The sequence below is a fragment of the Thermobifida fusca YX genome, assembly GCF_000012405.1.
Classification (GTDB): Bacteria; Actinomycetota; Actinomycetes; order Streptosporangiales; family Streptosporangiaceae; genus Thermobifida; species Thermobifida fusca.
Genome location: NC_007333.1, coordinates 2573771 through 2594384 on the forward strand (window position 1 = coordinate 2573771; position 20614 = coordinate 2594384).

The window sequence follows — 20614 nt, forward strand, 5'->3', positions numbered from 1 at the left end:
TTTCCCCCGTGGCCAGGCTGCGCTGTTCCTGGCGTGGGGCAAGGCTTTGCGGTTCTTTGTCCTTGACTAGCGCTCGGCCTCCCCGAGCCGGTCAGTGGTCTCCCCGAGTGTTCATCGAGGAGGGGAGTCCGGATGCGCCGAGTGGAGAGCACTGGTCTGAGGTGGGTGGGTGCTGTGGGGGCGCTGCTCATCGCGGTTGGTGCGGCGGCTGGCTGCGACGGCGACGCTACCCCTGATGAAGGCGGCGGGGACCCGGGTCCCACCGGCAGGCTGGAGCAGCGGGGCAGCCCTGAGGCGTCCCCTTCCCCGGCAAACCCGGAGCGTCGCATCGACCTGCTGCGGGCCCGCGACGCGGCCCTGGAGGAGTTTCCGAACGGGGTGGTCTACGACGTGGAACTGGAAGAGGACAGCCACCGCTGGACCGTGGAAGTGAGCGCGGAGGGCGCCGAGCACGCGCTCGCCGTCGACGCGCGCAGCGGTGACGTCTCCGAACTGGAGGCGGACATGCCCGACGGTCCGGACGCGGACCTTGCCGGGCTGTCCGCGCGCAGCCTGGACACGGCGGTGCGGGTCGCATTGGACGACAGCGGCGGCAGCGAGGCCACCGAGGCTTCACTGGACAAGGAGAACGGCCGCCGGGTGTGGAAGATCGAGGTCGACGACGGCCGGACGGTCGCTGTGGACACGGAGACCGGCGAGGTGGTGGCGACCGATTCCTGACCGGCCGCCCTCCAGGGTCTTCCGCGACTCCAGCGTCAGGCGGTTTTCTCCTCGCGCTCCTTGGGCGGCAGGGCCCGCGGCACGATCGTCGGGTACACGTGCTCCAGCACTGCCTCCCGGGTGATGATCACCCGCGCCACATCTTTTCGGCTCGGCACTTCGTACATCACCGAGAGCAGCACTTCCTCGATGATGGCGCGCAGGCCGCGGGCACCGGTACCGCGCATGATCGCCTGGTCGGCGATGGCTTCCAGCGCGTCCTGCGTGAACTGGAGTTCGACGTTGTCCAGCTCGAACAGCCGCTGGTACTGCTTGACCAAGGCGTTGCGCGGCTCGGTGAGGATCCGGATGAGCGCGTTGCGGTCGAGGTTGTGCACGCTGGTGATCACCGGGAGCCGTCCCACGAACTCCGGGATCATGCCGAACTTGAGCAGGTCTTCCGGCATGACGTCGCGGAACGGGTCGGAGTTCTCCAGCTCCTTCTTGGAGCGCACGACCGCGTTGAATCCCATGCCCTGTCTGCCGGTGCGCGCCTCGATGATCTTCTCCAGTCCGGAGAACGCGCCACCGCAGATGAAGAGCACGTTGGTGGTGTCGATCTGGATGAACTCCTGATGCGGATGCTTGCGCCCGCCTTGCGGGGGAACGCTCGCGGTGGTGCCCTCCAGGATCTTCAGCAGCGCCTGCTGCACTCCCTCCCCGGAGACGTCGCGGGTGATGGAGGGGTTTTCGCTCTTGCGGGCGACCTTGTCGACTTCGTCGATGTAGATGATGCCGGTCTCGGCCTTCTTGACGTCGTAGTCCGCGGCTTGGATGAGTTTGAGCAGGATGTTCTCGACGTCTTCGCCTACGTAGCCGGCTTCGGTCAGGGCAGTGGCGTCGGCGATGGCAAAGGGGACTTTGAGGATCTTGGCCAGGGTCTGGGCGAGAAGGGTCTTTCCGGAACCGGTGGGCCCGAGGAGCAGGATGTTGGATTTGGCGATCTCCACATCGTCGTCTCGGGACCGATCTCCCCCGGACCGTATTCGCTTGTAGTGGTTGTAGACCGCTACCGATAGCGCCTTCTTTGCTTGCTCCTGACCTACGACGTAGGAGTCCAGGAATTCGTAAATCTCCCGAGGCTTGGGAAGATTATCCCATTTCAGCTCGGTCGCATCCGCGAATTCTTCCTCGATGATCTCGTTGCAGAGGTCGATGCATTCATCGCAGATATACACACCGGGACCCGCGATGAGCCTCTTCACCTGCTTTTGGCTCTTGCCGCAGAACGAGCACTTCAGCAGGTCTCCACCGTCGCCGATGCGTGCCACCCAGCCACTCCTTAAAACGTCGGCCGTCCCGTCACACGCCTCCTTCCCGCTCTCCTGGGATCCAGACACTCCGGATTCCCGAGGCGATCCGCGGGAAGGCGGGGCGATCCCGGCTCACCGAACGACCACCAATTCCCAGGATATGCCTTCCAGACGCCGCCATTAACGGGACGGTCTGTAGGTCGTTCCTGTTGAGCCTAAGCGAAGAGACGGACCGACTTCACCGCTCGCCGCGTCCAGTCTGACCGGCTGCGCCGGTCTGCCCGTCGAGAATCCTGTGGCGTCAGGCGATCGACGCGCCACGGATTCCTGTGTTTTCTTACCGGAAGTCGTCTGCTGCCGTCGCAGGCCCCACCACGGTCCGCACGGCCTGGTACGGCTGGCGCTGGGACGTGCCACGAGCGTCCCCTCCATGGCTCGCGTGCACCACGGGCCGCCGCGGCGGTCCGCAGTCGTCCCCCTGCGCCCAAGCGGTGAAGGGCCGGCACCGCCGAGAGCCCTCAGCCGGTTGCGTCCGGCCCTTCAGGCCGCCCTCGTGCGGTCGATCCTACTTCAACGACGCCTTACGGTAAGGCAGCACGTCATCGACGATGCCGTACTCCTTGGCCTCCTCGGCCGTGAGAATCTTGTCCCGCTCGATGTCGCGGGAGATCTCCTCGACGCTGCGGCCAGTGTGCTTCGCGAGGATCGTCTCCAACTGGTGGCGGATCCGCATGATCTCGTTGGCCATGATCTCGACGTCGCTGGCCTGGCCGTGCGTCCCCTCAGTTGCGGGCTGGTGGATCAGAATCCGCGAGTTCGGCAGCGCGGTGCGCTTGCCCTTGGTGCCGCCGGCAAGCAGGACGGCGGCCGCGGAAGCTGCCTGGCCGACGCAGACGGTCTGGATGTCTGGGCGCACGAACTGCATCGTGTCGTAGATCGCCATCAGCGAGGTGAAGGAACCGCCGGGCGAGTTGATGTACAGGGTGATGTCACGGTCGCTGTCGATGTGCTCCAACGTCATCATCTGGGCGATGATGTCGTTGGCCGACGTGTCGTCGATCTGCACCCCCACGAAGATGATGCGCTCTTCGAAGAGCTTGTTGTAGGGGTTCATCTCCTTGACGCCGTACGCCGTGCGCTCGATATAGGAGGGCAGGACGTAGCGGCTCTGCGGAGCCATCGGGGCCATCCCACCCCCGTAGCGGCGGTACGGGTCAAAGTTGAACTCGCTCATTTCTTGGCCTTCCACACTGCGCCGGTCCAAAGGGCTGTTGGAGCGGGGGTCGTTCAGGACCGACCACCCGTGACGTCGGGGGTGTTCGTCAGCACCTCGTCGATGAAGCCGTATTCCAGAGCTTCCTGGGCGGTGAACCACCGATCTCGGTCGGCGTCCTTCTCGATCTGCTCCACCGGCTGCCCGGTGTGCAGCGAGATACGCTCCAGGAACATCTTCTTCACGTAGAGCAACTGGTCGGCCAAGATGCGGATGTCGGAGGCGGTGCCTCCGATGCCGCCCGACGGCTGGTGCATCATGATCCGGGTGTGCGGGAGCGCGTAGCGCTTACCCCGGGTCCCCGCGCACAGCAGCATCTGCCCCATGGACGCGGCCAGGCCGATGCCGACCGTGCGGACGTCGTTGGGGATGTACTGCATGACGTCGTAGATCGCCATACCCGCCGTGACCGAGCCCCCGGGCGAGTTGATGTACAACGTGATGTCCCGCTCCCGGTCTTCGGCCGACAGCAGCAGCAGCTCCCCGACAATGCGGTTCGCGATCTCGTCGTCGACCTGCTGGCCGAGGAAGACGATCCGCTGCCGCAGCAGTCGCTGCGCTGTCTGCTCGTACATCGGCTGCATGGGAACGTCGGTTCGCATGAACTCATTATGTGTCGGCGGCACTCTCGTCACCTGCTCCGCGAATTCGAAACGGTTGCGACGCTTGCGACACTAACGCCGTTCCTCGACCTGGTCGTGCCAGTTCCCCATTCTGTTCGCTGTCAGCGCAGGTCTCTTCCGTGGCGACCAGGGAGTTTCGCGCCTGGCGAAACGACGCGGGCCCCGCGCCGTCGCGACGCGGGGCCCGGTGACATCGGCAAGCAGCGACCTATTTTTCGGTTTCGCCCTGCTCTGCCGCGGACTCCTCGGTCTCCTCATCCCCGGAGGCGACCGTGATGGTCTCCGTGTGGACCGGGGTCGGAGGCTCGATGGTGTTGCCGGACTCGTCGGTGATCTTGGCCTTGGACACCACCAGGTCGAGTGCCTTGGCCCGCAGCACCTCGACGTAGACCAGCTGGAGCTGGTTGGCCTGCATGAGGCTCTGGAAGAGCTGGTCGGGCGAGATGCCCATGCTCTGGGCCTGCTCGACGACGTACTGGGTCAGCTCTTCGTTGCTCGCGGTCAGGTTCTCCTGGGAGGCGAGCTGGTCGAGAACGAAGCCGGTCTTGACGGCGCGGGTGGCGTTCTCGGTGAGCTCGGCTTCGAACTCCTCCTCGGTCTTCTCCTGGGCCTCGAGGTAGGCCTCCTTGCTCAGACCGCTCTGGGAGAGCTGCCGGTCCAGGAGTTCACGGCGGCGGTCGGCCTCCTGCTTGATCACGCTTTCCGGCAGCGGGATGTCGATGGAGTCGACGAGCTTTTCAAGGACGCGGTCGCGGGCCTGGCGGAGCTGTTGAGCGCGGAGCAGTTCGCCGAGCCGCTCGGCTTCGCTGGCACGCAGCTCTTCGATGGTGTCGAACTCGCTGGCCAGGCGGGCGAACTCGTCGTCGAGCTCGGGGAGCTCCTTGAGCTTGACACTGTGCACGGTGACCGTGACGTCGGCTTCGCGGCCCTTGTGCTCCCCGCCCACCAGGGTGGTGGTGAAGGTGGCGGACTCTCCCGCGCTCAGGCCGATGATCGCCTCGTCGAGGCCCTGCAGCAGGGTGCCGGCGCCGATCTCGTAGGAGACCCCGCTGGCCTGCGCGTCCTCCAGCTTCTTGCCGTCGACCGAGGCGGACAGGTCGATCGAGACGTGGTCGCCCTGCTCGGCAGGCCGGTCGACGCCGATGAGGGTGGCGAAGCGCTGCCGCAGCGCCTCGAGGCGCTCGTTGACCTGCTCCTCGGTGACCTCGGCGTCGTCGACGGTGACCTCGATGCCCTCGTAGTCGGTGACCTCGAACTTGGGGCGGACGTCGACTTCGGCGGTGAAGGCCAGCTCCTTGCCGTCCTCCAAGCGGGTGATCTCCACCTCAGGCGGTCCGAGGACGGGGACTTCCTCCTTGCTCACGGCCTCGCTGTAGAGCTCGGGGACCGCGTGGTTGACCGCCTGGGTGAGCACCGCTCCGCGGCCGACGTAGCGGTCGATGAGCTTCGCCGGAGCCTTTCCTGGCCGGAACCCCTTGATCCGGACCTGCTTGGCGAGCGACTTGTAGGTCACGTCGAAGGCATGGTCGAGTTCCTCAAACGGAACCTCGATAGTCAGCTTGACCCGGGTGGGGCTCAGCTCCTCGACAGCGGTCTTCACGGGGCGGTACTCCTAGTTTCCGGCGATGACACCCGCTGGCGGCCTGTTTCTCCGCCGCACCGCGCCACGGCAGTGATCGATGGGCTTCGACCGATACGACCGACGGGTGTCAAGAGATTGCTGTGATGTCCAGCATGCTTCTACGGTCTGCGATCTCGCCCAGTCTAGGACAGGCGAGAGGGAGCGACGGCCCTGTCGGGCAGGAAGCCGCGCGGGCCGTCGGCCGTTCGTCGGGGAGGCGGGATTCGAACCCGCGGCCTCATGCTCCCAAAGCATGCGCGCTAACCAAGCTGCGCCACTCCCCGTGGACTGCACAAGTTCGCGGCCAATGTACAACCCACGCCGCGAAGGCGGTAATCTTGTGTCTGCCGGCTCCACGAGTCTAGAGGAAACTCAGTGGCTGCCGTGCCATGCGGGTGTAGTTCAATGGTAGAACTCCAGCCTTCCAAGCTGGCCGTGCGGGTTCGATTCCCGTCACCCGCTCTGCTGTGAAGGCCAGGCGAGCGTGATGCACGCAGCCTGGCCTTCAGATTTTTCTCGTCCTGACACCGCCGTGCAGGCCTGGACGCCCCTCCGTTCCCGGGCACCCTCCAGGCGGACGGTCCGCACGACTCCAGCGGCCGAACCCGCACAGCACTGCTGTGATTGATCTCACTTTTCTCCGTGATTGTCGGCTGTCTTCCGCCGCCCGCCCCTCCCCTGGGAAGCGGCCCGCACTTCCCCTTTCCCCTGCCGCACTGGGCGACTTGCTGCGGCGCGCAGCGAGCAGGCTGCGCCTGTACTCCGGGGCCGGAGTATCGTCAAAGGTCAGAACCGCACGCCACTACCCGATACGACAGTCCTCGGGTAACCCCGGCCGCACGCGGGTGCGCCCGGGCACTTCGATAGGTGAGAGATGACGGGAACCGATCCGACGCGGGAGGCCGCGCCCTCGCTGACGCTGGACTGGGTCTCCCGGCCGACCAGCGCGGAACGCCCCGCGGTCGTCACCGGGGCTTTCGACATCCTGCACGTGGGGCACGTCCGCTACCTCAAAAGCGTACGTGCCCGGGGCTTCCCCCTCCTCGTAGGGGTGGAATCCGACGAACGGGTCCGGGCCTGGAAAGGACCGGGGCGCCCGATCAACCCCGCAGAGGAGCGGGCCGAAATCCTCGCCGAACTGTCCTGTGTCGACGGGGTGTTCATCATCTCCGGTCCCCCCAGCGTGGTGAGCTGGCGGCACTACGCCGAACTCCTCGCCCCGCTGCGCCCGGCTGCCCTGGCCTACACCGAAGGAGACCCCTACGCCGAGAACAAGAAACGCGGTGCGGCCGCGTTAGGCGCACTCGCTTGGGAGCTGCCGCTGACACTGGGCCGGTCCACCACCGCAACCCTCGGACAGCTCGCCCGGTCCCTGTAGTGCGCGGGCGGCGTCGCCGTTTTCCGGAGGCTGCCGCCCGGTGCCCGCCGCGACGGACGCTTCCGTGACCCCACACGAAGGGTGGCGCAACGATGGTGATAAGCGGTCACCGCACAGTCTGGACGCTGGTCAACGACGGTTCGGCTGCCAAGGCAGCGCTCCAGCCGGGCACCGTGCGGCGCGTCCTCAGCTACGCCCGTCCGCACTGGCGGCGCATCCTGCTGTTCGTGCTGGCTACCTCGGTCGGCTCCGGCATCATCATCGCCAACCCCCTGCTGCTCAAAACGATCATCGACCGCGGGATCGGCGCCAACAATCCGTCTCTCGTGGTCGGGCTTTCCCTGGTCGTGGCCGTGCTGGCGCTGCTGGAGACCGGGCTCAGCCTGGTGAGCCGGTGGCTGTCCGCGAGCATCGGCGAAGGGGTCATCTACCGGCTGCGCACCCAAGCGTTCACCCACGTGCAGCGCATGCCGCTGGCGTTCTTCACCCGCACGCAGACCGGGTCGCTGATCAGCCGGCTCAACACCGACGTGGTGGGGGCGCAGCGGGCCGTCACTTCGGTCCTGCAGTCGCTGGTCGCCAACTCGGTGAGCGTAGTGGCGGTGCTCAGCGCCATGCTCGCCCTCTCCTGGCCGATCACCACGGCCGCGCTCCTCGTGATCCCGCTGTTCCTGCTCCCCGCACGCTACCTGGGCCGCCGCCTCGCCCAAGTCCACCGCACGAGCATGGACGTGAACGCGGAGATGAGCTCGATGATGAGCGAGCGCTTCAACGTGGGGGGCGCCATGCTCGTCAAACTGTACGGCCGCCCCGACGAGGAGAGCGCGGAGTTCGCAGCCCGCGCGGGACGCGTGCGGGACATCGGCGTCACCAGAAGCGTCTACAGCGGGATGCTCTTCTCCGTACTGGGGCTGATCACCGCGCTCGCCACCGCCATGGTCTATGGGGCGGGCGGCCTGCTGGTGGTGCACGACACTTTCGAAGTGGGCACGCTCGTGGCGCTGGCGACCCTGCTGACCCGGCTGTACGGCCCGGTGACCGCGCTCTCCAACGTCCAAGTGGATGTGATGACCGCCCTGGTCAGCTTCGAGCGTGTCTTCGAAGTGCTGGACATGAAACCGTCCGTGGCCGAACCCGAGAACCCGGTCGACCTCCCCGCGGGCGGCCTGTCCGTAGAGTTCTCCAACGTCTCCTTCCGCTACCCGGGCGCCGAAGCCACCCTGGAGTCACTGGAACTCGTGCCACAGCCGGAGCACTCTGTCAGCACCCAAGTGCTCAGCGACATCACGTTCACTGTCCAGCCCGGGCAGATGGTGGCCCTGGTAGGTCCGTCCGGGGCAGGCAAGACGACGCTCACCCACCTGGTGTCCCGGCTGTACGACCCCACCGAGGGCACGGTCCGGATCGGCGGAGTGGACCTGCGCCAGGTGCGCACCCAGTCGCTGCGGGATGCGGTCGGCGTGGTCACCCAGGACACGCAGTTGTTCCACGACACCATCCGGGCGAACTTGCGCTACGCCCGTCCGGACGCCACCGACGAGGAGCTCATCGCGGCGATGCGCGCCGCACACCTCGACGCGCTGCTGGAAACCCTGCCCGAAGGGTTGGACACCGTGGTCGGAGACCGCGGCTACCGTCTTTCCGGCGGAGAGAAGCAGCGGCTGGCCATCGCCCGGCTCCTGTTGAAATCCCCGTCCGTGGTGGTGCTGGACGAGGCGACAGCCCACCTGGACTCCGAGTCCGAAGCCGCGGTCCAGCAGGCCCTGGCGACCGCGCTGCACGGGCGGACCTCGCTGGTCATCGCCCACCGTCTGGCCACGGTCCGTGAAGCCGACCTGATCCTCGTGCTCGAAGACGGCCGCATCCTGGAACGCGGGACCCACGAGGAGCTGCTGGCCCGTGGCGGCTTGTACACAGCCCTGTACCGGACCCAGTTCGCCCCGCAGGAGCGGGAGCGGCGCAGCACCGCGAACTGACGCCCGCCCTCCCGCTGCCGGCGGCCGGAGCCGTGCGCTGCCGCGTGCTCAGCGCTCCCGCTTCCGGTCGTCCTGGTCGGCTTCCTGCCGTTGGCGGAGCGAGTCGCTGGCGCGCTCCCGTGCGGTGTCGATGTGCTCGTCGTACTTGCCCCCGGTGCGCTTCTTCGCGGCTTCCGCGGCCTTGTCGACCCCCTGGTCTGTCTTGTCGCCGTGCTCTTCGGCAAGCTGTTTGGCCTTCTCGAAAGTGTCTTTGATCCCCATGGCATGGCCTCCCCTCAGCCAGGGCGCCTGACACTGTCGTCATGCACTCCCCCTCCCCTGCCCTGCGGAGACGGCCTTATGCACCCAGACGAGAGAGGCGTCCCGCCCCGGCTGCGGGCTACAGCCCCAGAACAGTGCGGGCGACCGAGAAGTAGATGAGGAGACCGGTGGCGTCCACCAGGGTGGAGACCAGCGGTGCGGACACTACCGCGGGGTCCACCCCGATCCTGCGGGCCAGGAGCGGCATGGTGCTGCCGATGATCGACGCCCAAGCGCAGATCGCCACCACGGACAGGGCTACAGCGGCGGCGACCGCGGTGCCGACCAGCAGGGAGCCGATGATGAGCGCGATCGTGGCGAGCATGCACCCCAGCAGCAGGCCGACGCGGGACTCTTTCCAAATTACCCGCGGCAGGTCGCGCAGTCGGACCTCGCCCACAGCCAAGGCCCGCACCACCGCGGTGGCCGACTGCGAGCCGACGTTGCCCCCGGTCCCGGTGAGCATGGGAACGAAGAGCGCCAGTGCGGTCATCTGTTCCAGGGTCGCTTCGAAGCCCTGCATCACGTTGATCGTCAAGGTGGAGGCGATGATGAGCAGCAGCAGCCACACGGCGCGGGCGCGGGCTAACCGCAGGACACCGACAGTGGCGTAGTGCCCGGTGATGGGCTGCGACCCTGCCTGGCGGGCGATGTCCTCGGAGTCAGCCGCTTCGATCAGTTCCAGGGCGTCGTCGAAGGTGAGGAGACCGAGGAAACGCTCCTCGGAGTCGACCACGGGCAGGGCGACCAGGTTGGCTTCCTGGACGAGGCGCGCCGCATCCTCGGCCGGGTCGGTGGCGTAGACGCGGGGGGTGAACACGTCGACCAGGTCTTTGAGGAGGGTGTCGGGGTTGCTCGTCACCAGCTCGCTGAGCCGCACCATGCCGGAGAGCCGACGCCCGTCGTCGACCACGGGCATCACGTAGACGATTTCGGCTTCGGACCCTTTGGCGCGCACCACTTCCAGGGCCCGGGCCACGGTGAGGTTGCGGTGGAGGATCACCGTGTCGGGGTTCATGAAACGGCCGACCGAGTCCTCCGGATAGCCCAGGATTGCCGCGGTCACTCGACGTTCAGCCGGGCTCAGCCCGGCCAGTGCCCTGGCAGCGATCTTGGCCGGGGCCTCCCCGATGAGCCGGGCCCGGTCGTCGGGCCCCATCTTCTCCAGGAGCTCTCGGAATGCCGAGTCGCGCAGTCCCATGAGGATCGCCTGCTGCTGACTAGGGTCGAGCTCTTCGAAGACTTCGAGTTCCCGTTCCTTGTCCAGCAGCCGGAAGGGGATGATGGCCCGCTGCGGGGGCAGGCGCGTCAACGCGTCAGCGATCTCATAGGGCGGATGTTCGGCCAGCCACAGCCGTATCCCGACCAGGTCGTTGGCGGCGACTAGCTGGTCCAGCTCGATCGGCTTCTTGGCGTCGGTCATCTGAATCGCGGTGTGGACCTTCCGGACGTCGGGTAAGACCGGGGCACACCGCACCTCCTCACAGCGGTCAGCGTGGGCAGGGACCGCAGCGCAGCGACCGCACTCTCATGCCGCGTCCAGAGTGCGCGGACGGGCGCGGCAGGGTCGCTGCGGGCTGCGGAGCGGCGCCCCGCGTGGCAGGTGTGCACCCCAGCAGGAGAGTCTTCCCTTTGGAGGCTCGGCGACTCGGAGGCGCGCAGCCCCTTCACAGGAAAAACGTACGTGCCGCACTCGCGTGGTCGCTCAGTGGGTCCGCCAAAGCACGACGAGGGCGCGGTCGTCGTTCTTGTCCTTGCTGAGGGTGTCGACGAACTGCTCGGTTCCTGGTCCGAACCCCATCGCCACTAGGCTCTCCGCCGCGCCGAGCAGGCGGTCCACTCCTGCGTCGAGGTCTTCTCCCGGGGTTTCCACGAGCCCGTCGGTGTAGAGCATGACGGCGTCGCCGGGACGGAGACGGCCCCGCACCGGCGTGTAGCTCATCTCCGGGATGATGCCTAGCACGACCCCTTTGGCCTCGGTAGGGCTCCACGCTCCGGTCGTGTGGTCGAACTGTACGGCGGGCGGGTGTCCGGCCGAGGCCAGCAGGTACTCTCCGGTGGTCAGGTCGACGCTGAGGTGGACGGCGGTGACGAACCCCTCGCCTCCGGCGATGCGGACCAGGTAGTCGTTGCAGTGCTCGAGGAACTCGCCGCGTGGCACCGCGCCGATCAGGCCGCCGAACGCGCCGGAGAGCAGCAGGGCCCGGGTCCCTGCTTCGACGCCTTTGCCGGAGACGTCGACCACCGCGATGTCGAGCTGGTCGTCGCGGAGCGTTGAGACTACGAAGTCGCCGCCGAAGGAGGAGCCGCCGGCCTGCCGCAGCACTTGGGTGGCGTGCCATCCGGCGGGCAGGGCGGGAAGCTGGCCTTGGGTGCGGATGCGGTCCCTCAGTTCGAGCAGCATCTTCTCGCCGTCGAGGCCTTGGACGCCGAGACGCTCCCGCACCCCGGACAGCAGGTACGCCACGACAGCGGTCACCCCGATGGTGACGGCCAGCCCGGGCCCCACCTGGCTGAAGTCCAGTGCATAGGCGGTGAAGGCGAGGACTACAGCCACCACTCCGAAGAGGAAGGCCAGGCTCCGGCGTTTGAGCAGCAGCCCGCCAGCGAGGACTGTGATGATGACGGCGCTCGGCGGGAACCATCCGGGAGGCCCCCACACGGCGCCCACCCCGATGCCGACGGCGAGCAGCACCAAGACGATGAGGACCAGGCGGTAGCGGAAGAGCACTTTGCGCCGGAGGAACGCGAAAACGCGCTGCGCCACAGAGTTGGCGGAGCGCAGAAGGCGAGAGGGCGGCGAAGTGCTCATCGTTGCCGAACTGTAGCGCGGGAAACCTTCCCAAGCACGCTGTGCCGGGCCCAGGGGGGCTGAGACTTCCCATAACGGGCCAACCGATATCCACCTCGGGTGGGAGCGGGGAACAGCAAAGAACAGCCCATGGTTCAGTATGGACCTTCCCTGCCCCTTCTGTCAGGGTTATGGTCCCGCTCGCATCGCACGAAAGAAAGCGAAAAATCCCTCATATTCTTCACGGTGCTGTTTCTATGACCCCTTGCGGCACCCTCGGGTGCCCGTGTCCCGCCCGCACCACCCCGGGGAGATTCGGATCGAAAAAATCAGTGGCGCGCAGTGAGGAGCGGCAGGTAGGCAAGAAGCCATGTCTGTTTCTCCCTGTTCCGCTGACTCCGATCCGTGGCCAATACGGCCGGTCACCGTCGACGAGTTCCCCGCATTCTGCGGGACCTGCCGGGAAGCGCTGCTCGACGACCCGATTGACGAGGAGCGCCTGGCGTCTGTGCTTGCCATAACCGACCTGGATCGCACGCTCGCCGCATTCGACGGCGACCAGGTCATCGGTACGACGCGGCTGTTCTCCTTTGAGATGACACTGCCCGGAGGTTCCCGCCCGGTCGCCGGGGTCTCCGCGGTCGGGGTCCTGCCCACGCACCGGCGCCGCGGGGTGCTCACCGCGCTGATGCGCCGCCAGCTGCGGGACATTGCCGAACGCGGGGCAGAAGCGGTGGCGCTCCTGTTCGCTTCGGAAGGCGGGATCTACGGGCGGTTCGGCTACGGCGTCGCTTCCCTGCTGGGCACGGTGACGGTGCGCCGCGGCGAAGGCGTCCTGCGCGCGGATGCTCCCCGCGACCCCGGGCTGCGGATGCGTATGGCCGATCCCGCTGCTGTGCGCGCCGAACTCGCTCAGGTCCACGAAACGGCCCGCTTGGCGCGGGTCGGCGAGTTCCGTCGCACCCCCCAGTTGTGGGATTGGCTCTTCGACCGTTTGGCACGGCGGAAGGACCAGTTCAGTCCGATCAAATGCGTTCTCGTGATGGACGGGTCGGAACCGGTGGGCTATGCGCTGTACCGGACCCGGCAGCACTACGACGAGCACGGCCTCGCCGACGGTGCCATGGAGGTGGAAGAGCTCTTCGCGACCCGTCCGGCCGCTCTGGTGGCCCTGTGGGAGTTCCTGCTCAACCGGGACCTGATAGGGAAGGTCACCGCTTTTCTGCGGCCTGCCGACGACCCCTTGCTGTACCTGCTGACTGACCGGCACCGGGCACGGTGGACGCCCGACACCGGGGTGTGGGGGCGGCTTGTGGACCTCCCCCGCGCACTGTCCGAACGCTCCTATGCGGCGCCGGTCGACGTCGTCATCGAAGTGGCCGATGCGATGTGCCCGTGGAACGAGGGGCGCTGGCGGTTGCGGGCGGACCGGGAGCATGCCGAGTGCATCCGCACCGACGATCCGGCTGACCTCTCCCTCGACGTGGGGGTGCTGAGTTCGGCGTACCTGGGCGGGGAAGCACTGACCGCGTACGCGGCCGCGGGCCTGGTACGCGAGGCGCGTCCCGGAGCGGTGGCGGAGCTCTCCGCCGCACTGGTCACGCCCACGATCCCGGCGTGCTCAATGATCTTCTGACCGGGCTGGTCTCCGCCGCGCCTGGTTTCTCCTCACGCTTCCTGGGAGGGTCCGCGGACGCCTGAGCCAGGGTGGGGCCGGAGTACCGCTGGAGCAGTCGTTTCCGGGCACAGGTTTCGGTGAGGGATTTATCGCTCCCGGGGGAGTGCACTGCCGGGGCGTGCCGCGCTAGCGTCAAAGTACGCCGTGAGGCGCCTCGGCGGTTCCGTCCGCTCAGCGTGGACGCACGACGGCGCGTAGTGGGCTGGCTCCCCGGTGCAGCGCGTCCCCCGCAGGGAGCCCCAGCCTGCCTCCCGGGGAGGCGAGAGAGGGAGCGCATCCGCATCCTGGCAGCGCTGCGGAGGCTCTCCTCCGGCTCCCCGGGATCAGCCGGTACGGCTCCGGTCAGGGGAGCGGGGGAAGCTGCCCGGTGGTCTCGTAGTCGGAGAGCATCCGAATACGGCGACTGTGGCGTTCCTCACCGCTGTATGGGGTGGTGAGAAACGTGTCGACAAAACCGGTGGCTTCGTCGATCGTGTGCATCCGCGCGCCGATGCTGATCACATTGGCGTTGTTGTGCTCGCGGGCGAGTTTGGCGGTCTCGTTGCTCCAGACGAGGGCGGCCCGCACCCCTTTGACCTTGTTCGCGGCGATCTGTTCGCCGTTGCCGGAGCCGCCGAGCACGATGCCGAGCGCCTCAGGGTCCTTGGCTACCCCCTCAGCGGCGCGCAGCACGAACGGAGGATAGTCGTCAGCCGCGTCGTAGACGGCTGGACCGGCGTCGATGACATCGTGTCCCTGCTTCTGCAGCCAGGAGACGAGGTGCTGTTTGAGTTCGTAGCCGGCGTGGTCGGATCCAATGTAGATACGCACGGCTCCAGTTTTGCAGGTCCCCGGGGCACGCATGCCCCCGGGAGCACTGTCCGGCGTTGAGGACGCCGGACAGTGCCCTGTGTCCTACGGGTCGCTCAGGTCGCGGCGAAGGTCACCGTCGCACCCAGAACGCCGAAGGCGACAGCGGACAGGAGGAAAATCAGGTTGATGACCACCAGAAGCTTGATGTCCTTGCTCAGCGGAACCGCTTTGGATTCCGGCTTCTTGCTCAACTCACACCACCTTGGCAAAAGCGGACAAAATGCTCACTCACGCTGATGGTACCGCTTCTCATCAGCGCGTATACGGCGGGTAAAGCGTTAAGCCCAGTGCGGAGGAACGTCGTTGAGCAGCTCCTCAATACGCGACCGCTCGCTCCGTTCCGGCGATTCTCCCCACCCCGTGTCTTCCTCGTCGGAGGTGGTGTCCGGAAGGATTTCCAGCTCGTCATCGAAGATGACTATGCGCTCCTCGTCCGGTTCGCTCATGTTCGCTCCTTCACACCGTCGCGGCTAGTCGAAGATGGGGTCGCGGGTGCGGCTCCGCTTGAGTTCAAAGAACCCGTCGGTTCCCGCGACCAGCAGAACGCCGTCCCACAACCGACCGGCGGCCTCGCCTCGAGGGGCGGGGGACACAACGGGGCCGAAGAAGGCGACGTCCTCGACCGCGATGACGGGAGTGCCCACTTCCTGGCCGACCCTGTCCATGCCGTCATGGTGCGACTTGCGCAGTGCCTCATCGTAGTCAGTGCTCTCCGCGGCTTCGATGAGATCCGCTGGTTGTCCCACGTCGGCGAGTGCCGCCGCGATGGTCTCCAAGGAGCGCGGCTCCCGGCGGTTGTGCAGCCGCGTCCCCAAAGCGGTGTAGAAGCGTCCCAGTTCCTCGTTGCCCGAGCGCTGCTCCACTGCGACGGCTACCCGCACCCCCCACCACGCCTCGGTGGCGAGCATCTTCCGGTACTCCTCCGGCACATCCTTGCCCTCGTTGAGGACAGCGAGGCTCATGACATGCCAGCGCGGGCGGACCGGGCGCACCTTCTCCACCTCGAGCAGCCAGCGCGACGTGATCCACGCCCACGGGCAGAGCGGGTCGAACCACAGGTCCACAGGAATGCGCTCTTGTGTCACCGTCGTCTCCTTACGCTTTTGGTCAACAGCCCGGGCGTGAACCTTAAAACGCCCAGCTCCTCAGGGATGAACCACAGTCGTCGGTTCCGCATTCCACACCCCGGCATGGCAGGATCAGAGCTGATCATCAGGCGGTGGCTCTCCGTCCGCTCTCCGTGAGCACGCCGACGGCCGCCACCACCATCGGCACCGAGACAGGTTGGGAAGGGAGCGTCGTGGCAGGCAATCTGACACGTGAGGAGGCACGGGAGCGGGCACGGATTCTCCGCGTCGACTCCTACGCCGTCGAACTTGATCTCACTTCAAGCGACCAGACCTTCACCTCCACCACGGTGGTCCGGTTTCACTGCTCGGAACCCGGGGCGGCAAGCTTCATCGACTTGGTGGCTCCGACCGTACGCGAAGTCACCCTCAACGGCGTCGCCCTCGACCCGGCCGAGGTGTTCAACGGAGAGCGGATCACCCTTCCCGACCTGCGTTCCGACAACGAACTGCGGGTCGTCGCCGACGCCGCCTACATGCGCACCGGTGAAGGGCTGCACCGGTTCGTCGACCCTGTCGACGGCAACGTCTACCTCTACAGCCAGTTCGAGACCGCCGACGCGCAGCGGATGTACGCCTGCTTCGACCAGCCCGACCTGAAGGCGACGTTCGAACTGACCGTGCTCGCCCCCGCGGACTTCGAAGTCGTGTCCAACACCGCACCCGATGTGGTGCGCGAGCCGGTGCCCGGCAGCACGGCGGTGCGCTGGCACTTCCCGCCGACCCCGCGGATCTCCACCTACATCACCGCGCTGGTGGCCGGCCCCTACCACGTGGTGCGGGACGAGCACGACGGTATCCCGCTGGGCGTGTACTGCCGGGCGTCGCTCGCCCAGTACCTGGACGCCGACGCGATCCTGGAAGTCACCAAGCAGGGCTTCGACTTCTTCCACCAGCTTTTCGGGGTCCGCTACCCGTTCGGCAAGTACGACCAGCTGTTCGTCCCCGAGTTCAACGCCGGGGCGATGGAGAACGCCGGGGCGGTCACGTTCCTGGAAGACTACGTGTTCCGCTCCCGGGTCACCGACGCCCGCTACGAGCGCCGCGCCGAGACCATCCTGCACGAGATGGCGCACATGTGGTTCGGCAACCTGGTCACCATGCGCTGGTGGGACGACCTGTGGCTGAACGAGTCGTTTGCCACGTTCGCCAGCGTGTACTGCCAGGCCCAGGCCACCAAGTGGCGGGACGCCTGGACCACGTTCGCCAACGTGGAGAAGGCGTGGGCGCTGCGCCAGGACCAGCTGCCCTCCACCCACCCAATCGCCGCGGACATCCCCGACATCCAGGCCGTGGAAGTCAACTTCGACGGCATCACCTACGCCAAGGGCGCCTCCGTGCTCAAGCAGCTCGTCGCCTACGTGGGGGTGGAGGAGTTCTTCTCCGGGGTGCGCGCCTACTTCGCCGAGCACGCCTGGGGCAACACCGAGCTGTCGGACCTGCTCGCGAAACTGGAGGAGGCGTCCGGACGCGACCTGTCGCGCTGGTCGCGGGAGTGGCTGGAGACCGCGGGCGTCAACACGATGCGCCCCGAGTTCGAGGTGGGCCCCGACGGCACGTTCACGTCCTTTGCTGTCCTCCAGGAGGCGCCAGCCGACCATCCGACCCTGCGCTCCCACCGGTTGGCGATCGGCCTGTACGACCGCACCGACCAGGGAATCGTGCGGCGCGACCGGGTGGAGTTGGACGTCAGCGGCGAGCGCACCGAGGTTCCGGAACTGGTGGGCAAACGCCAGCCTGACCTGGTCCTGCTCAACGACGACGACCTCACCTTCATCAAACTGCGGTTGGATGAGCAGAGCCTGCGCACGGTCGTGGAGAGCGCCGGCGAGATTGTTGAGTCGCTGCCGCGCGCGCTCGTCTTCGCCGCGGCGTGGGACATGACCCGCGACGGCGAGATGCCCGCGCGGGACTACGTCCGCCTCGTCAGCCGCAACCTGGCCGGGGTCCGCGACGTCGCGGTGGCCCAAACCCTGCAGCGGCAGGCCGTCTCCGCGCTGATCCACTACGTCTCCCCTGAATGGCAGGAGGAAGGTTTCAACCTGCTCGCCTCCCGGCTGCGGGAGCTGCTCACCTCTGCTGCTCCCGGCAGCGACCTGCAGCTCGCCTACGCCCACGGGTTCGCTGAGACGGCGCGCGCCCCCGAGCACCTGTCGCTGCTGCGGGGGATCTACGAGGGCGCGATCGAAGTGGAGGGGCTGAAGGTCGACACTGACCTGCGCTGGGCCCTGCTGCGCCGCCTCGTCGCGGCCGGTGCCGCCGGGGAAGCGGAGATCAACGCGGAACTGGAACGCGACCCCACCGCCGCGGGCGAGCGGGCAGCGGCAGGCTGCCGGGCGGCGATCCCCACCGCGGAAGCCAAGGCCGCAGCCTGGGAGCGCATCACCAGCGGCACCCTGGCCAATGCGGAGTTCCGCGCGACCCTGGGCGGATTCGTCGAGCCCGCCCACGCTGAACTGCTGCGGCCCTACGTGGACCGCTACTTCGGCCAGCTTGCGGACGCGTGGGCGAAGTGGACTGCCGAGTTCGCGCAGACCTTCACCGAGTTCGCTTACCCCGGCTACCTGATCGAAGAGGAGACGCTGCGCCGCACTGACGCCTACCTCGAGACAGAGAACCCGGTTCCGGCGCTGCGCCGCCTCCTGCTGGAAGGCCGGGCCGGTGTCGAGCGTGCCCTGCACGCTCGGGCGCAGGACGCTGCGGCCGCACACTGACCGTTTCTGGCCTGGTGGGCGGGCGCTGCGCGGGACGCGGTGTCCGCCCATCGGCGTCTTTGCCCCGGCAAGGGCTCCCGCGGGCGGTCACCACTGCGGGCAGAGGAACGACCGGGATGGGCGGGGCAGTGGGGGCGCGGCCCGTGCCGTGCCGCTGCCCGGGGACAGTTGGGTGAGCTCCCCGAGTGCGGCACGCACTGCCGCAGCCCACTGCGGATTGGTGATCAGGTCTTCGAGGAGGACCGGCTCCCCTTCACTGTTGGTGAGCGGGATCCGCCAGTTGGGGTATCCGCTGCTGGTTCCCGGCTGGTTCTGCATGCGGTGGTCGCCGACCACATCGGCCAGGGACACGCCCACCAGGACGGCAGGGGTGCGCGCCAGGTAGCTGTGCAGCGCGGTGACCACAGCGGCGGGCTGAGCCACGGGGTCGGTTCCCTCCGCGAGCAGCCCGAGTTCGGTGAGCAGCGCGCACCAGGCGGCGACCTGGGCTTCGGCTTCGGCGCGCTCTTCTTCCACCGGGCGGGTGAGCAGGCCCAGGTGGGAACGCAAAGCCACGTGCTCGGCCGTGACATAGGAGGTGATCGGGGGAAGGTCGTGGGTGGCGACCGTGGCCAGGCAGTCGGTCCGCCAGGTTTCCGGGCGGCGCGGGGCGCCATGCTCGTCGCGTTCAAACCACAGCACGGATGTGCCGAACACTCCGCGTTCGGACAGGTAGTCGCGGACCCACGGTTCGACTGTCCCCAGGTCTTCCCCGATGACGAGCGCGTTTGCTTCGTGGGCGGCCAGGAGCAGCGCGCCCACCATGCCCTCGTGGTCGTAGCGCACGTAGGTCCCTTCGGCGGGGTCGGCCCCCTCCGGGATCCACCACAGCCGGAATAGTCCCATGACGTGGTCGACCCGGATGCCGCCAGCGTGCCGCCCTACCTGCCGAAGCTGGTCGAGGAAGGGAAGGTAGCCCTGTTCGGCGAGGCGCACCGGATGCCAGGGCGCTTGCCCCCAGTCCTGGCCCTGCTGGTTGAACTCGTCCGGGGGTGCGCCAACGTGGATCCCGGGGACGAGCACTTCGCGGTGGATCCAGGCGTCTGCGCCGCCGCTCTGCGCCCCGACCGCAAGATCGTGCACGATTCCCACGTCCATTCCGGCGTTGCGTGCCGCGGTCTGGGCGTGGGTGAGTTGGCTGTCGAGAATCCACTGGGTCCAGCGGTAGAAGTCCACGCGACGCCAGCGGCGCCGCGTTTCGACGCGGACCTCTTCGGCGGTGGGGTCGCGCAGCGGCTCCGGCCAGCGGCGGTAGTCCGGTCCGTGCTCTTCGGCTATCGCGCACCACGTGGCGTAGCGTTCCAGGGCTTCGCCTTCGCGGTCCAGGTAGTCGCGGAACGCCTGCTCCCGCTCCTCTGAGCGGCTGACCCCGTAGATGATTTCCAGGGCGGCCCGTTTGGCTTGCCAGACCGCGTTACGGTCCAGCAGGTCGGCGGTGCGCCCCCGCTCGCGAAGCGGCCGGGCGAACCGCTGGATGGTTTCCCGCTGGATCGAGTTGAGCCGCGCGTACTCGGGGATGTCTTCAATACGGATGTAGAGCGGGCTGGCGTAGTGGCGGCTGACCGGCAGATACGGGGAGTCGGTGACGGGCGGCAGCGGTTCGGTGGCGTGCAGGGGGTTGACGAGGATGAAGGACGCCCCCAGGTCGCGGGCGGACCAGGTGGCCAGCTCGGCGAGGTTGTGGAGGTCTCCCATAGCCCACGAGACGTGGGAGCGGACCGAGTAGAGCTGGGTCATCAGCCCCCACATGCGGCGGGGCACGGAGCGGGACAGCCGAGCGGGTGCGACCAGGAGGGGACGCTGCTGGTGGTTGCCGCGGTTGTCCACGTGCAACCGGTGGAGGCCGAGCGGGAGGGTGGGACCGACATCGGTGTACCCGCCGTCGGCGAGTTCCACCCAGGTCCGGGCCTCGTCGGGCAGGGGGAGCCGCGGGGTGTGCCCGGCTCGGGTGACGACGGCCGGGGGAAGCGGGTGAGCGGCCTGGGCTTCCTGGTGCGCCCGCAGCGCGGCCTCAGGGTCGCTGACGTCCACGCCCAGGGCGGTGAGCACGTGGCGCAGCGTGTCCACGGAAACGGGGATCCGGGTCCCCTGCCAGTTCACATAGCTGGTTGCGACGCCGTGCGCCTCGGCTAGCCGGACCAGTGCAGCATCACTCACACCATCCGATCATGCCGCAGCACGGCGCTGATCAGCAGGATCTGGAGCCGCCAGTCGCGGAATCGGATGGTTT

At 67.5% G+C, this 20614-nt stretch carries 17 protein-coding genes and 2 tRNA genes; 6 read left to right on the forward strand and 13 right to left on the reverse strand.

The window, feature by feature from the left end:
* Window positions 1–132 precede the first annotated feature (132 nt).
* On the forward strand, window positions 133–720 hold the full coding sequence (locus TFU_RS10835; protein ID WP_011292614.1) for a PepSY domain-containing protein: 588 nt from the start codon (window positions 133–135) through the stop codon (window positions 718–720).
* A 35-nt stretch (window positions 721–755) separates the two neighbouring features.
* Here the strand turns inward: TFU_RS10835 and clpX are convergent, their stop codons facing one another.
* From clpX to TFU_RS10860, 5 genes are all read right to left on the reverse strand, one after another.
* Window positions 756–2030 (reverse strand): ATP-dependent Clp protease ATP-binding subunit ClpX, encoded by a 1275-nt coding sequence (gene clpX / locus TFU_RS10840; RefSeq protein ID WP_016189011.1) that lies wholly within the window; start codon window positions 2028–2030, stop codon window positions 756–758.
* Between the two features lie 547 nt (window positions 2031–2577).
* The gene (locus TFU_RS10845; RefSeq protein WP_011292616.1) at window positions 2578–3246 is read right to left on the reverse strand and encodes an ATP-dependent Clp protease proteolytic subunit; all 669 of its coding nucleotides are present in this window, start codon (window positions 3244–3246) and stop codon (window positions 2578–2580) included.
* A gap of 53 nt (window positions 3247–3299) precedes the next feature.
* Entirely contained in the window at window positions 3300–3887 is a 588-nt protein-coding gene (locus TFU_RS10850) for a ClpP family protease (RefSeq protein WP_016189012.1), read from the reverse strand.
* A 229-nt stretch (window positions 3888–4116) separates the two neighbouring features.
* Window positions 4117–5508: a trigger factor gene (tig, locus tag TFU_RS10855; protein ID WP_011292618.1), complete on the reverse strand. Its 1392-nt coding sequence runs from the start codon at window positions 5506–5508 to the stop codon at window positions 4117–4119.
* A gap of 230 nt (window positions 5509–5738) precedes the next feature.
* A tRNA-Pro gene (locus tag TFU_RS10860) sits at window positions 5739–5813 on the reverse strand.
* 107 nt (window positions 5814–5920) lie between these two features.
* Between TFU_RS10860 and TFU_RS10865 the strand changes: the two genes are divergently transcribed.
* The 3 genes from TFU_RS10865 (at window position 5921) to TFU_RS10875 (ending at window position 8883) form a co-directional block, all read left to right on the forward strand.
* Window positions 5921–5991, forward strand: a tRNA-Gly gene (locus TFU_RS10865).
* Between the two features lie 412 nt (window positions 5992–6403).
* Window positions 6404–6907: an adenylyltransferase/cytidyltransferase family protein gene (locus TFU_RS10870; RefSeq protein ID WP_011292619.1), complete on the forward strand. Its 504-nt coding sequence runs from the start codon at window positions 6404–6406 to the stop codon at window positions 6905–6907.
* A 92-nt stretch (window positions 6908–6999) separates the two neighbouring features.
* Complete coding sequence (locus TFU_RS10875) at window positions 7000–8883, forward strand: ABC transporter ATP-binding protein (RefSeq protein ID WP_011292620.1); 1884 nt, start codon at window positions 7000–7002, stop codon at window positions 8881–8883.
* Between the two features lie 48 nt (window positions 8884–8931).
* Here TFU_RS10875 and TFU_RS10880 read toward each other — a convergent pair whose 3' ends face one another.
* The 3 genes from TFU_RS10880 to TFU_RS10890 all read right to left on the reverse strand — a co-directional run bounded on the left by TFU_RS10880 (window position 8932) and on the right by TFU_RS10890 (window position 11995).
* Window positions 8932–9144: an antitoxin gene (locus TFU_RS10880; protein WP_011292621.1), complete on the reverse strand. Its 213-nt coding sequence runs from the start codon at window positions 9142–9144 to the stop codon at window positions 8932–8934.
* A gap of 118 nt (window positions 9145–9262) precedes the next feature.
* Window positions 9263–10606, reverse strand: a complete 1344-nt coding sequence (mgtE, locus tag TFU_RS10885) for a magnesium transporter (RefSeq protein ID WP_041428138.1) — start codon at window positions 10604–10606, stop codon at window positions 9263–9265.
* Window positions 10607–10888: 282 nt separating this feature from the next.
* Window positions 10889–11995 (reverse strand): PP2C family protein-serine/threonine phosphatase, encoded by a 1107-nt coding sequence (locus TFU_RS10890; protein WP_011292623.1) that lies wholly within the window; start codon window positions 11993–11995, stop codon window positions 10889–10891.
* A 349-nt stretch (window positions 11996–12344) separates the two neighbouring features.
* Between TFU_RS10890 and TFU_RS10895 the strand changes: the two genes are divergently transcribed.
* Entirely contained in the window at window positions 12345–13610 is a 1266-nt protein-coding gene (locus tag TFU_RS10895) for a GNAT family N-acetyltransferase (protein ID WP_011292624.1), read from the forward strand.
* A gap of 384 nt (window positions 13611–13994) precedes the next feature.
* Here TFU_RS10895 and TFU_RS10900 read toward each other — a convergent pair whose 3' ends face one another.
* The 4 genes from TFU_RS10900 to TFU_RS10905 form a co-directional block, all read right to left on the reverse strand.
* Window positions 13995–14462: a ribose-5-phosphate isomerase gene (locus TFU_RS10900; RefSeq protein WP_016189015.1), complete on the reverse strand. Its 468-nt coding sequence runs from the start codon at window positions 14460–14462 to the stop codon at window positions 13995–13997.
* 95 nt (window positions 14463–14557) lie between these two features.
* Window positions 14558–14695 carry a hypothetical protein gene (locus tag TFU_RS16215; protein ID WP_169803326.1) on the reverse strand — a complete coding sequence of 46 codons (138 nt, stop codon included), beginning with the start codon at window positions 14693–14695 and terminating at the stop codon, window positions 14558–14560.
* Window positions 14696–14782: 87 nt separating this feature from the next.
* Window positions 14783–14950 carry a hypothetical protein gene (locus TFU_RS16220; RefSeq protein ID WP_169803325.1) on the reverse strand — a complete coding sequence of 56 codons (168 nt, stop codon included), beginning with the start codon at window positions 14948–14950 and terminating at the stop codon, window positions 14783–14785.
* 24 nt (window positions 14951–14974) lie between these two features.
* Complete coding sequence (locus TFU_RS10905; protein ID WP_011292626.1) at window positions 14975–15589, reverse strand: DsbA family protein; 615 nt, start codon at window positions 15587–15589, stop codon at window positions 14975–14977.
* Between the two features lie 215 nt (window positions 15590–15804).
* On the opposite strand from TFU_RS10905, the gene pepN reads away from it, so the two are divergent.
* A complete protein-coding gene (pepN, locus tag TFU_RS10910; RefSeq protein ID WP_011292627.1) occupies window positions 15805–18345 on the forward strand; it encodes an aminopeptidase N in 2541 nt (846 codons plus the stop codon).
* Window positions 18346–18432: 87 nt separating this feature from the next.
* On the opposite strand, the gene malQ is transcribed toward pepN, so the two are convergent.
* The gene (gene malQ / locus TFU_RS10915; protein WP_011292628.1) at window positions 18433–20541 is read right to left on the reverse strand and encodes a 4-alpha-glucanotransferase; all 2109 of its coding nucleotides are present in this window, start codon (window positions 20539–20541) and stop codon (window positions 18433–18435) included.
* Between the last annotated feature and the right edge of the window lie 73 nt (window positions 20542–20614).

Bases quoted from the DNA above. Each gene is read 5' to 3' on its own strand.
- mgtE (WP_041428138.1), bottom strand. From the start codon at position 10,606: ATGACCGACGCCAAGAAGCCGATCGAGCTGGACCAGCTAGTCGCCGCC.
- TFU_RS10880 (WP_011292621.1), bottom strand. From the start codon at position 9,144: ATGGGGATCAAAGACACTTTCGAGAAGGCCAAACAGCTTGCCGAAGAG.
- TFU_RS10895 (WP_011292624.1), top strand. From the start codon at position 12,345: ATGTCTGTTTCTCCCTGTTCCGCTGACTCCGATCCGTGGCCAATACGG.
- TFU_RS10850 (WP_016189012.1), bottom strand. From the start codon at position 3,887: ATGCGAACCGACGTTCCCATGCAGCCGATGTACGAGCAGACAGCGCAG.
- TFU_RS10870 (WP_011292619.1), top strand. From the start codon at position 6,404: ATGACGGGAACCGATCCGACGCGGGAGGCCGCGCCCTCGCTGACGCTG.
- TFU_RS10835 (WP_011292614.1), top strand. From the start codon at position 133: ATGCGCCGAGTGGAGAGCACTGGTCTGAGGTGGGTGGGTGCTGTGGGG.
- TFU_RS10890 (WP_011292623.1), bottom strand. From the start codon at position 11,995: ATGAGCACTTCGCCGCCCTCTCGCCTTCTGCGCTCCGCCAACTCTGTG.
- TFU_RS10875 (WP_011292620.1), top strand. From the start codon at position 7,000: ATGGTGATAAGCGGTCACCGCACAGTCTGGACGCTGGTCAACGACGGT.
- TFU_RS16220 (WP_169803325.1), bottom strand. From the start codon at position 14,950: ATGAGCGAACCGGACGAGGAGCGCATAGTCATCTTCGATGACGAGCTG.
- TFU_RS10845 (WP_011292616.1), bottom strand. From the start codon at position 3,246: ATGAGCGAGTTCAACTTTGACCCGTACCGCCGCTACGGGGGTGGGATG.